Below are 11,979 nucleotides of genomic sequence, written 5' to 3' on the forward strand. Positions count from 1 at the left end.
TAATGCTACAGCTAACCCTTGATCACCCCCATACGCCGCTGGCGTGTGCCCGCATCTTAACGATCAGTGCGCGTGCTCCGCAACGTGGGCTTGCGCTGGCGCAAAGGGCCTGGCACGCTGCGGCTGGTGGTACACCCGAAGCGCAGGCCCACGCGGCGATGACGCTTGGGATTGCGCTGTTGCGCTCTGATCAGATCCACCAGGCGTTGGCGATGCTTGAGGTCGCCCGAGAAGGCTGTGCAACGCTCGGTTTATCTATTGCTGGACTCTATGTCCAGCGCGCACGGATTCAGGCGTTGCGGATGCTTGAGCAGATCGCCGATCCGCTGGCCGCTGTGCGTGAACTGGCTCAGGCGTTTGCAGCGGTTGGTCTGCATGACGAAGTGCTCCGCACGCGCATGGATGAGGTTGCGCTGCTGAATCTGCGCGGGCATCAGTCAGAGGCCCTGGCCCTCGCTGAGGAGCTCCAGCCTACCCTGGAGGACCTAGGCACCCTGGCTGATCATGCACGTCTTGCGCGCTCGTGTGGGATCGCTCTCTCAAATATCAGTCGGCTCGATGACGCTCTTGATGCCTTTGCGCGGGCACGGGCCTGGTTTGCGGCGTTCGGGTACGGGTTTGATGTGGCGATTACGCGTGCTGAGGCGACGATGATTGCGTTGCGTCGTGAAGATATGGCCGGATGCATTGATGAGTTGTATGCATTGACCAGAATCTTTGCCCGCTACGGCAGTGAGCAGAATATCGGGTATTGCGAAAAGCGGATTGGCATCGCGGCCAATGGTCTGGGCCGTTATGATGAGGGCATTGCCGCTTTCAGTCAGGCGCGCGTCCGTTTTCAGGCCCTTGGACGGGCGTCGCATGTTGCGGAATGCGACCTGAATCTTGGCAATAGTGCCTATTACAGTGGCCTCTTCGAGCTTGCCCTCGCCTCGTATCGGCGTGCCGAAGCAAGCTTCGAACACCTTGGTTTGCGGCCCCTCGCGATCTTGAGTAGACGCAATCAGGCCCTGGCCCTGCGGCTGCTGCAACGTCCGCACGAGAGCCTGGCGTTGCTTGAGCCAGTGGCCGAGGAATTACAGCAATTGGGCAATCGGCTTGAGTATGGCGAGGTGTTGCAAGCGCAAGCCTATGCCCTTGATGATCTGGGGGCGGGCGAGGCGGCGCTGGAACGGTTTCGGCAAGCTGAAACGATCGTGCGCCGCGAAGGCAATCTGCCTGCTGCTGCCGAGAGTATGATCGAACAGGGCTGGATACAGCTGCGCGCCGGTGATGCCGCCGTCGCCCGTGAGCTCTTTGAGGCAGCCTTGCCTCACCTTGAGGGTCGGCTGAACCATCGCTGGCGGGCGCTGTATGGGTTTGGGCGTTGCGTAGAGGTAATGGGCGATCGCACAGCGGCCCTGGGCCACTATCGCGCCGCCGTGCGCCTTATTGCCGACCTGCGGCGGCGTCTGGCGAGCGAGCACGCATCGAGCGGCATCTTTCAGATGGCAATGGATCTCTTCAACGCTGCACTGCGCCTTGCCCAGGAGCTCGATGATCCACAGGCCGTGCTTGAACTGGCCGACTCGCAGCGGGCGCTGGCCTTGCGTCGCCAGATGAACAGTTCGCAGGTATGGGTGCCGCAGGAGCTTCAGGGTGAACTGGTGAGCAATAGTGCCACGCTTCGTGAGGCACTTCATCAGAAGATGACCGGAGCCGCGCTTGATGCAGCATTGGATGGCTATGTTGACCTCTTGTTGCGGGCACGTCATCAGGTTCCCCTGCCCCAACCACCCGAAGTGACGCCGGATCTTGAGGAATTACGTGCAGCGTGGTCGGTGGCGTATCCGGAAGGATGGATGGCGCTCTTTTACCTTGAGGTTGCAAGTGGCCTGCTTGCCGTGGTTGTGACACTTGATCGGCTCGCACTCTACCCGATTGCTGATGACCAGACCCTCCGGCAGGCGCTCCAACGGGCCACGCAACCAGCGCGCCGCATGATGACGTATGGAGGTCTTGGCGATCCTGCGACATGCTGGGCTACCCTGGAGACGTTGGGTGAGCGGTTGATTCCTCGCGAGGTCTGGAGCGTGCTGGAACCAGCGCAACGCCTGCTGATCGTCCCAGCCGGGATGCTCCACGCGATCCCCTGGGCCACCTTGCGCATGGAGGGACGCTGGCTGGTCGAATATGCGACGATCCAGATCTTGCCAGCTCTTGGCACCTGGTCAACGCTCTATCGACGGCAGGCCGCGCACCGTGCTGGCTTGCTGGTAGGCGTGAGTGAGTTTGGCGAGCGTGCCAAAGCCTTGCCGGGAGTGGGGCTGACGCTCGATCTGGTGGCCGAGCGCTGGCAAGGCCCGACCGAGCGCTGGGAGAATGAGGCGGCTACCCGCGAACACCTGTTGCGTGCCGCCGCCGAGGGTACGTTGCGACAGTTTGGCCTGATCCACTTTGCCATGCACGGACAGGTTTATGCGAGCAAAGGCTTGCTAGCGCATCTCAAGTTATGGGACGCCGATTTGCAAGCTGACGAAGCGATGCGGCTGCAACTGGATGGAGCGCTGGTGGTGCTTTCGGCGTGTGAAACCATGGTGAGCGAAGTCTTGCCTGGCGAAGAAGTCTTGAACCTGGGACGCGCCTTTCTGGCGAGCGGCGCACGCGACGTCATCGCGAGTCTCTGGCAGCTCTATGATCGAGCCTTGCCCGAGATGTTACCGCCGCTCTACGACCGCCTCAGCCAGGGTACCGATGCACCGACAGCCCTGGCGGCGAGTCAGCGTACCCTGATCCAACGTGCCCGTACCATTGCCAGCGATGATCCTGATGCCATCCTCGTTTCACCCCTTGTCTGGGGGAGCCTGACCGCCATGGGCGGAGGGTAGGGGTTTACGGTTCGATCGGCAAGCAAAGCTTGCCGATCGAACCGTAAACTATGGTATACTATCAGGCAGTGTGTTCGTTTTCGGGCAGAAGCTCGTAGGTTCAGGTGAAGGAGTCAGAACGTTATGACGTTCAAGAGTGGACGTGGATCTTCGGGGGGGCGTGTGCGGGGCCGTCGCCGCGAGTGTGAGTTTACCAAGCTTGGCATTGATCCCGATTACAAAGATATCAAGCGGTTGCAGAAGTATATTACAGCTCAGGGCAAAATTCTGCCCCGGCGCCGCACGGGTGTGACGGCCAAGATGCAGCGTCGTTTGTCGGTTGCGATCAAGCGGGCGCGCCATCTGGCGCTGTTGCCTGCCGCACCGCAGCACACACGCGCATAGCGTACCTTTTGGGTTGGGCATCAAAAAAGCCAGCTAGGCTGGCTTTTTTGGTGCCCAACGCAAGTCTGAAGGTTAGATCAGAATCTCCAGGGCTGCCAAGCGTTCGCGGAGCAGGGTTTCGGCGTTGAGCAGGCGGATACGCGTGGTCAAGTAGGCATGATCGAGGGTCTGGCGGCGGATGATGCCAACGACATCTTCGTGATCATACTTGCCTTCGGCGGCACCACGATTGAGCAGCAGTTTGTGCGCGATAATGTCTTCAGGGCTGGCAACCGCGACCTGCGCCCCAAGCAGAGGCATTTGCCGCAGATGTTGCTGCATCGGCTGATCGAGTTGGAGCGGATGGATTTGTCCGCCCTGGCGCACGGTCAGATCGTCGACGAGCTTGATGCCACGCCAGAGGATGCGCTGACCATCGAATTGCACGGCTTTGCCGTCGGCTTTGAGTAAGGCGACGACGGTGGGCAACTTGCCACGGGCGACCAGCAGATCGACATCCTGAATAGGCCGCCGTGGGCCATACAGATAGGCCGCTGCACCGCCAAAGACAGCCCACGGCATCCCGTTGGTTGTGAGGAGACGTTGGACAACAGCGAGATTCCCGGCAATGAGTGACATAGCAGACTCCCTGGGTTCTTGCGCAGTACCGCTGCCTTTAGGATAGCACACGGGTATTACCGCAACGAGCCAAGCCAGTCTTCACGGGTCAGGAGCATCTCGTAGAATTCGACCAGGGTCTCAAAGCGGTTACGGCGAAAAAAGACCGTCAAGTCGGCGTATTGTGGCTCGGCGAGCAGGCGGAGGGCCGGGTCATTGCCGGCACTGCGCCATTCACTGTCGATATACTGAAAGCCGAGGCGGTCGTAACAGCGTACGGCGCGACGGTTGAAGGCCGCGACATCGAGCGAAAGTTGTTTGAAGCCGAGCGGTCCAAAGTAGTGATCAAGAAAGAGTTCGAGCGCCTCGGTGCCGAAACCCTGACTCACATAGGGTTGGGCGAGCGAGATACCGAGGCGCGACCCTGCGCCTGCGGGTTCGATGTCACGCAGCGAAATACGCCCGATCATATGGCGATGACGGTCATCAATGGCCCACACATACCGCTGCACACTCCGCCCGTTGAGCAGATCAAAGCCGTTAGAACTCGGAATATTCCAGAGCGAATGAAAAGGTTCGGTATAACGGGGCCAGAGTTCCTGGGCCAGGGTATCACCACGCTGCCAGGGGCGTAGCATGACCCGTTTGCCGTGGATGACGCGCGATCCTCGTTCCTCTCTCATCACCTTCCCTCATCACTGTGGTTGCAGATACGCGAGCGACACCCAGCCCTCACGTTGGCCTTCCTCAAGTTCGACGCGAACGCGTAACCAGGTAGCATTCCCGGTTTGTCGAGGCCCCTCAAGCTTACGTACGAGGGTACCCTTGGGAATGACGGCGATCACATTGGTGTTGCTACTTGCATCGGGCGTACGGCGCAAGTTGAGTCCGGCCTCAATTGTGACGATATAGATCTCGCCCTGTTCTTGTTGCGTGCTTGGACTTCCGGGCCACCACCGGGGAAGAGCGGGGAAAGGGAAATTGGGATAGCCGTTGAACTGATCAGCCAGGGCGCGCACACCGAAATAGGAGCCAAGGACAACCATCGTGAGCAGGGCCATCATCACGAGCCAGCCAACTAGGTTGCGGCGGCGATTCTGCTGGCGGAACTGGTTTTGATCAACGTGACGCACCTGCGCGGTTTGTGGTTGGCGGGTACGTTTGCTACGCGGCGGACGGGCAACGGGTTGGTTGGGCGTGGGCGTGGGCGTCGTGAGGGGTGCGGGTTGCTGCGGCATCGGGGGTGGGGTGGTGGTTCGCTTCATTCGGTACGTGGCGGCGCTCAGATCACGCCAAACGGCCTCGAGTTCGTGGGCGAAGCTCTGCACATCAGGAAAGCGCTGTTCAGGCAGGCGTGCGGTTGCGCGAGCCAGCAGACGCTCAACACTCGGCAGATAGAGCGAGGGCCGTAGGCGGCTGAGCGGGGGAAGTTGGGCACGCTGGTGGGCGAGGGCAATCGTATGGGCATCGGAGCCAGTGATGGGGCGTTCGCCAGTCAGCATTTCATAGAGCAGAATTCCGAGCGCATAGACAGCGGTGGAAGGGTTATCAGGCAAGCCTTCGCTCAACTCGGGCGCACGGTAATGCGCCTGGTCACGCTTCAACTCTTCGTGGGGCGCGCGCCAGTTCTCGACGAGTTTCACCCGCTGTTCATCAACAATGAGGACATTGCGACTGCTGATGGGCGGATGGTAGAGGCCAGTGGGCCTTTCCGCGCTGCGTTGAGCCTGACAGACGACGATCGCCGCACTGATTTGGCGCATAAAGCGCAAAGCCTGTTCAACACCCAGCGCCCCAAGGCCATAGAGTGCCCGCCCGGTACAGTATTCCGTCACCATAAAGGGTCGTCCCCCGACTTCGCCCCGGTCAAAAACTTCGAGCAAGGTCGGCTGCGAACAAGCGGCCATCTGGTTGATCTGCGTGATAAACCGTGTCCGCAGAAGCTCCTGCCCAACGAGGTGCTTTTGCAAGAGATGGAGCAGCACCCGACGCTGGAGGCGTTCGTCGGTCGCGTCATAGACTGCGGCCAGGCGTGTGGTGCCCAGTTGGGTCTGGACACGATAACGCCCAAAGAGCAGAGGGTTCGATGAAGGTGTAGCAGGTTCGTCTGTCATGCGAAATTATCTGTCTTTGTACGAACGATAACCAATTCATAATGACCAGGTTGCCAGGGCAGCACATGCACCTCAACACACCCGAGTCCTGTCAGGAGGGTGACGAGTTGCCGGTGGGTCAGGGCCCGCCCCGGTAAATAGCGTGCCCAGGCATCAGGGATCTTGCTGAGTAGCATCCAGGCCCCGGGGCGCAGCACCCGTACCATTTCCGCCAGGGCTCGCCTCGGTTGCGGAAAATACTCGAGGGCCTCGAGACATGTGACCAGATCAAAGCTTCCCGAGCGCCAGGGTAGCCGACTCGCTTCGCCCTGATGCCAGAGGATCTGGGCCGGGTGAAGATAGGGTTCAAGCTTCTCGCGGGCGATACGGAGCATCTGCGGGGTCAGATCGAGGGCCGCAAGATAGCCTGCATAGGGCTGACTGCTCGCAAGCAAGAAGGGCACCCGCCCGGTGCCTGTGGCAACATCAAGCACCAGAGGGCGGTCACAACCAGCCAGAGCCCGCGCCAGCCACGGCTGCAACCGGGCATCCGCTTCAGGCTGCCACGAGGCGCGCACGCGATCATAGTGTTGTGCGCCAAAACGATAGACCAGTTGAACCGCACGCGGCCCGAGATAGGCTCCTTCAGCCAGGATCGCCTGCCAGTAGATCAAGCTCGCGAGGCATGCCGCACCACCCGACCAGCAGAGACCGTTGCGCAACATCGTCAAGGCCCTCGGGCGTGACGATGTGCCAGACTCGCGGGTGAGCAGGTCAGGCTGTACCATCTGCTTGAACCGTATCATAGAAAGAATTATAGCATGTTGTCGTTCGTGAAGCTTTCGGGTATGATACGTGAGAAGCAAAGTATGGTTGCAAGCATAAAACAACCGTTGTCGTCACAAAACCACCAGAAAGGAGGCTCCTGGTCGTACCGTCTTTATCCCTTTGCGGTACAGGCCTGAAAGTAAAACCTGAAGCAAAAAGAGCCTTAAACCAGAAGCCGAGTTGCCCACCTGATGAAACAAAATGATGGGGCGTGCGGCAAGATGGCTGGCGAAGGTGAAGAGTTGAAGAGAAGCAAGAGATTAATTGTGGAGTTAAAAACCTATGAGTCTCCCTACCGAAGTTCGTAGTGGTATGCGCTGGATGCGTGCGGATTTGCATATTCATACTCCAGCATCAGAGGATTATGTAGAACCTGAAGTTACGTATCTCGATATTCTGCAGGAAGCTGAGCGCCGCGAATTAGAGATTATTGCGTTCACGGATCACAATACTGTCCATGGGTACGAGCAATTTCAGCGTGAGCTTGATTTTTTAGGTGCCCTTGAGACAGCCGGTCGCTTGACCGCCGAGGAGCAAGTGCGGCTCGATGAATATCGCCGTTTGCTCCAAAAGATCACCGTGTTGCCGGGCTTCGAGTTTACGTCCCACTTTGGGGCGCATGTGCTGGGCATCTTTCCCCCGAATCGCCCGATTAGTCTGATCGAGACGACGCTTTTGCAACTCGGTGTTCCGGCTGAACATCTCAAGGGTGGCGTCTGTGGCATTTCGAATACGCGCCATGTGACCGATGCCTACGAGATTATTGCGCGGGCAGGCGGGATTGTCATTGCCCCACATATCAATGGGCCCAATGGCGTGGTGAATGAGACGCTGCGGATGGGCACGAGTGGGCAGTCGCGGATTGCGGTCTCGCAGAGTCTGCATTTGCATGCTCTCGAGTTTGTTAATTTTTATACTGATCACGAGAAGTTCACGTCGCCGGGCTTTTATAATGGCAAAACAGAACACTACGACCGGCGTATGTTTTGCATTCAGGGGAGCGATGCCCACCGCCTGCGCCGTTTGCCCCAGAGTGATGGGCAGGTGGTGCATAAACACGGCATTGGCGACCGCTATATCGAGTTGCTCTTGCCCAACAATAGCTTTGAGGCGCTGCGTAACCTCTTTGCGAGCCAGGAGTTTGATCGCGTGCGCGTGCCCAAGCGTGACCAGAAGCAATGGGCGGTTGATGCGGTGCGCTTTGGTGGTTCCACCGAACGCCAGGTGTTGCGGGCTGTCGGTGATGATCCTTCGACGGTAGCATTGCTCTGGACTGATGTGGCTGCCCTGGCGAATGCCGGTGGCGGCGTGCTTGTGCTTGGCTGCGAGCCTGGAGGCAAGGTGCTTGGCGTGGCTCGCCCCGATTATGTGAGCGAGATGCTTCGCAAGAGCGTCGCGGAACAGGTCATACCACAGCCTTATCTCTCGTTTGAGTTGATGAGTTACGAGGGCCAGGATGTTATGCGCGTCGAGGTGAAGGCGAGCGAGCCTCCTCCCTATGTCGGGCTCAATGGCACGATCTATGTGCGTCGTGATGGTGAGACGACGATTGCCGATCGCAGTGAGATTATTCAACTCTGCCGGCGTGCGCTCGCTGAAGGCGCTTCGTCCCCCCTCGATAATGGGCAGGATCTCGATCTGCCCCGCTCGGGCGTCGAGATTGTGACGTGCCAGAAACGTGGCGGTGTCTGGCTCTATGAGGTGCGTGATTTGCGCACCACTGCCGGGGTGACCCGCGACCGCGCTCAGGGCCTCTGGGCTTATGCGATCAGTCGCCACGAAGATCTGCGCGATGGTCGCGTTGACCTGCAGAGCCAGGTGCGCTGGCGGGGGCGGCTTGGGCTCTGGCGGGCGTATCGTCAGGGCAGCCGTACCAAGTATGATCTGGTGCATCGCGATGCCAATGGCGTGATTGACCATGTCTTCTTTGGGGTGAGCGATTGGGGCCTCAGTGATGGCTGGATGGCGTTGCTTTCGGAACGTACCGGTGAGCCGATAGAGCAAGAGACGCAGGCGTTTGATCCGGCTGATGATGTCCCACAACAACTTGTGGTGGGCGATGAACTCCTCTTCACTGATAGCGCCGCACTCTTTGAGCCCGATATCTGGGCCGAACGCCGTGTCCGCTGGAAGGGTCGCGGCGGGCTGGCCGGCATTCATCGCGATGCCTATGGGCAGCCGAGTTTTGACCTGATGATGAAGGATAAGGACGGCACCGGTCAGCAGAGTTATCCTGGTGTGTCGCTTGAGAAGCTGACTGATGCATGGCTCGGTCTGATTCGCATTGCTCGCCCGCGCACTGGTATTGAGGTCATCAGTGCGACCCGCAGCGAAGATGGTGAGTGGCAGTATGTCTTTCGCAATCTGCGCACTGGCGATGTCAGTGGGGTGCCCTGGCGCCTGCAGGATATTGAACCCGGGACGGTGCGGGAGTATGCCGCACGAATGTATCAGCAGGATCTGCCCCTCGATGAAGAGAAGATCCGCTGGTGGGGCAATCTTGGCTACCTCCGCCCGATGCGTAGCCAGGTCGATCTCGTCTTTGTCGATGAACAGGGCGAGGTGCATTTTTACTATGCCGCCCGACGTGAAGAGTTGACTGGCGAGTGGCGTGAGTTGCTCGAGTTGTATGGCGAGATGTGAGCGCAATACCTGGCAAATAAGGCGATTGTTTTGACGCAAAGGCGCAAAGTTTTTCGCGTACGTGAGCGAACCCTTCGCGCCTTCGCGTGAGCTTATTTGCAAAGTATTGGGTCTAAGCGCTCTAGCGGATCTGGTAGATGCTTACGTCGTCTTGGACGAAAACTGCTTCGCCAAGCAGTTCAAATTTGGCCAGGCTCTCGGGAGGGTAGAGGCGGCGCTCGAGCGCTCCGAGGTAGACGTGGGTGACGTGGTAGCGGGTGAGCAGGTCGCGGGCCGTGGCGGTGTCGGTGGTGCGAAAAATCGTGTCCACGTCAACACAGCGCGGCCCCAACTCGGCCATCGCAAGCGGATCGCCCCCGCGCCATTGCTGCTGATGTCCAACCCAGCCCAGAACCGTCGGATGCCCGGTGGTCGAAGCGACCCCGCCCCAGCCTTCGCTGCGCACGTCGTACGAGCCGCCACAGCGCTGAGTCGCCAGATCTTCGACCGCCGCTGCTTCGAGGACAACACTGCCCGGCGGCACGGACTGGCGTAACCAGCGGATCGAGGCAAAGCCGGCCTCGCTCTGCTCACGTGGGGTGCGCCCTTCGAGCCCGATCAGTGGGCCGCGCCCCAGGTCGCGCAGGCTCAGTGCCGGGTAGACCAGTGCCCCGGCAAGCAAGATCCCGGTGAGTCCCGCCGTTGTCCAGGCGACAACGCGGCGTGCCCCGCGTGCCTCGTGTATGATCCACCAGAGCGCAAACGGGGCTAGCGTTCCCCAGAGCAACCAGACTTGATAGTAGAACTTGAAGATCGTATTCATCCGGTTGCCAAAGACATCGCGGATAAAGATGAGTTCGGTGCCAAAAATGATTGCACAACCGAGGGCTGTCACCAGGAGTGCGAAGCTCGCGGCGGGGCGGTGGGTTTGCTGCATTGCGGCCCACATCGCCAGTACGGCCAGGCCACCCAGGGGGAGCAACGGAAAACCGGTAATGAGACCGATGGGCACCAGGATCAGCGGTAGCCAGAAGAGCAGCCGTGGCAATGGGGGCGGGTTTGCTTCAGCCGTTTGCTCTTTTTGGAATGCCAACGTACTCTGATACAAAAAAACAAGTATCGGCAAGGCAAAGAGCCCGAAGCTGATGATGAAAGCGTGGAGCCCGCTGCGCCCGGCGGTGTAGGGCGCAATGATGCTCGTAATGCGGCCAAGCACGGGCACATCAATGAGCGGTGCCGCACTGCCAACCAGGGGTTGCAGCGTCAGGTGAAACGGCAGAAAGAGCAGGTACGCACCGAAATTCACGATGAGCAAGGTGCGTCCCAGCGCCAGCCACGGCAGCCGCCCCGGTTGCCGTCGGGCCACCAGCGTTATCGCGCCAGCGTAGAGCAACAGATAGGCCGGGAGATCCCAGCTATTGATGGTGTAGAGGCTGCCGAGGATCAGGCCGCTGAGCGCGAGCAGGCCCAGGTCACCACGAGTGTTGCCTGGTAAACCGGGGCGCAACAGGGTTGCCAGGGCGAGCGCAGTTGCCAGCACGCCAAAGGGCAGCGCCATGACATGCGGGTGCATATCGCCGAGCCGAAAGCTAAAGAAGGGAAACTCGGTGATATTGTAGCGCCGTACGCCTCCCGCGTCGCCATACTCGTCCCAGAGCGCTCGTGACGGCCACCACCAGTTGAAGTCAGCGAGTTTGTCGTTGCGTTGCCAGCGATCAATGGTGCCAAATTCGTTGGTCGTCACTGTCGAGGGGAGCACGATTTCGTCGTTGCCGCCGAGGGCCTGACCAAATGCCGAGACGAGTTGTCGATTGTCGAGGGCGACCGTGCGTTCGTCACCGAGCAGCACCTGCACCGCCCCGGCCTGGTTGCCTGCCAATAAGACAAAGATCACGCCGAGCAGCGGAAAGACGATGCGCGCTCGCAGGCGCGGCCATGTGCGGCGAGGCGCATCTGGATGCGCCAGGATGATCAGGTTGGCGATGGTTCCCGCCACGCCCTGGGCCGTCAACGCCACAATCAGGGCCAGTGCCAGATTGTACGCGATCCCGGGCGCGAGGCCCGTCAGCGCGGCCATCGCGGCCATCAACAGATAGCCAAAGTAGTAGTAGTTGATGCTAAACCCGGCCAGCCACGGATCAACCGGCGGGAAACTGCCACTTCGCAGCATCGCGTTAAAGAAGGCAAAATCCATCGGGCGCTCGGTGCCAAAGGGCGTCGGGTCGTGCATGCGCATCCAGACCGTCGCCAGCAGCGCGCCAAGAAAGATGGCCTCAGAAGCGAGCACCGCCTGCCAACGCGTTGCGAAAAAGCATCTGGCTCGTTCCAATGCCGCACGCACGCCCCCGTGGAGCCAGATGCCCGCGATGGCAACACCGAGCGCCGCAACGATCAGCACGGGCCTGCCAAATTGGGCCAGGCCCAGCATCGCCAAGAGCCACGCGACATAGCCGACCAGCAGCAGACCGAGGGTTTTGGCATAGGCATAGCCACGATCAGGCAGCGCTCGGAATATACTTCCGGTGATCGGCAGACCAACCAGACCGATCAATTGAATTGTGATCCACCAGATAAAAACGTCTAGCACG

At 59.8% G+C, this 11,979-nt stretch carries 8 protein-coding genes; 3 read left to right on the forward strand and 5 right to left on the reverse strand.

All coding sequences use genetic code 11. The features are described from left to right. Positions 1–2 precede the first annotated feature (2 nt). Positions 3–2,867, forward strand: coding sequence for a CHAT domain-containing protein (locus EYB53_RS13275; protein WP_135478658.1), 2,865 nt, complete (start codon positions 3–5; stop codon positions 2,865–2,867). A gap of 123 nt (positions 2,868–2,990) precedes the next feature. Continuing rightward, the gene (gene rpsR, locus EYB53_RS13280; RefSeq protein WP_097654429.1) at positions 2,991–3,251 is read left to right on the forward strand and encodes a 30S ribosomal protein S18; all 261 of its coding nucleotides are present in this window, start codon (positions 2,991–2,993) and stop codon (positions 3,249–3,251) included. 72 nt (positions 3,252–3,323) lie between these two features. On the opposite strand, the gene EYB53_RS13285 is transcribed toward rpsR, so the two are convergent. The 4 genes from EYB53_RS13285 to EYB53_RS13300 are packed head-to-tail and all read right to left on the reverse strand — an operon-like array spanning position 3,324 to position 6,729. Then, positions 3,324–3,869 (reverse strand): nucleotidyltransferase family protein, encoded by a 546-nt coding sequence (locus EYB53_RS13285; protein WP_135478659.1) that lies wholly within the window; start codon positions 3,867–3,869, stop codon positions 3,324–3,326. A gap of 56 nt (positions 3,870–3,925) precedes the next feature. Continuing rightward, the gene (locus EYB53_RS13290) at positions 3,926–4,531 is read right to left on the reverse strand and encodes a GNAT family N-acetyltransferase (RefSeq protein WP_135478660.1); all 606 of its coding nucleotides are present in this window, start codon (positions 4,529–4,531) and stop codon (positions 3,926–3,928) included. A 12-nt stretch (positions 4,532–4,543) separates the two neighbouring features. After that, positions 4,544–5,962 carry a serine/threonine protein kinase gene (locus EYB53_RS13295; RefSeq protein ID WP_135478661.1) on the reverse strand — a complete coding sequence of 473 codons (1,419 nt, stop codon included), beginning with the start codon at positions 5,960–5,962 and terminating at the stop codon, positions 4,544–4,546. After that, positions 5,959–6,729, reverse strand: a complete 771-nt coding sequence (locus tag EYB53_RS13300; protein ID WP_167857392.1) for a class I SAM-dependent methyltransferase — start codon at positions 6,727–6,729, stop codon at positions 5,959–5,961. The genes EYB53_RS13295 and EYB53_RS13300 overlap by 4 nt, the downstream gene beginning before the upstream one ends. Before the next feature lie 322 nt (positions 6,730–7,051). Here EYB53_RS13300 and EYB53_RS13305 point away from each other — a divergent pair, with 322 nt between their 5' ends. Further along, positions 7,052–9,412 (forward strand): RNA-binding domain-containing protein, encoded by a 2,361-nt coding sequence (locus EYB53_RS13305; RefSeq protein WP_135478663.1) that lies wholly within the window; start codon positions 7,052–7,054, stop codon positions 9,410–9,412. Between the two features lie 121 nt (positions 9,413–9,533). Here the strand turns inward: EYB53_RS13305 and EYB53_RS13310 are convergent, their stop codons facing one another. Continuing rightward, the gene (locus tag EYB53_RS13310) at positions 9,534–11,978 is read right to left on the reverse strand and encodes a DUF2298 domain-containing protein (RefSeq protein WP_371879113.1); all 2,445 of its coding nucleotides are present in this window, start codon (positions 11,976–11,978) and stop codon (positions 9,534–9,536) included. Between the last annotated feature and the right edge of the window lies 1 nt (position 11,979).

Source organism: Candidatus Chloroploca mongolica, from assembly GCF_004762035.2.
GTDB classification, from domain to species: Bacteria; Chloroflexota; Chloroflexia; order Chloroflexales; family Chloroflexaceae; genus Chloroploca; species Chloroploca mongolica.

Coding starts and splice junctions, on each gene's coding strand:
- EYB53_RS13275 (WP_135478658.1), top strand. CDS start 3: ATGCTACAGCTAACCCTTGATCACCCCCATACGCCGCTGGCGTGTGCC.
- rpsR (WP_097654429.1), top strand. CDS start 2,991: ATGACGTTCAAGAGTGGACGTGGATCTTCGGGGGGGCGTGTGCGGGGC.
- EYB53_RS13285 (WP_135478659.1), bottom strand. CDS start 3,869: ATGTCACTCATTGCCGGGAATCTCGCTGTTGTCCAACGTCTCCTCACA.
- EYB53_RS13290 (WP_135478660.1), bottom strand. CDS start 4,531: ATGAGAGAGGAACGAGGATCGCGCGTCATCCACGGCAAACGGGTCATG.
- EYB53_RS13295 (WP_135478661.1), bottom strand. CDS start 5,962: ATGACAGACGAACCTGCTACACCTTCATCGAACCCTCTGCTCTTTGGG.
- EYB53_RS13300 (WP_167857392.1), bottom strand. CDS start 6,729: ATGGTACAGCCTGACCTGCTCACCCGCGAGTCTGGCACATCGTCACGC.
- EYB53_RS13305 (WP_135478663.1), top strand. CDS start 7,052: ATGAGTCTCCCTACCGAAGTTCGTAGTGGTATGCGCTGGATGCGTGCG.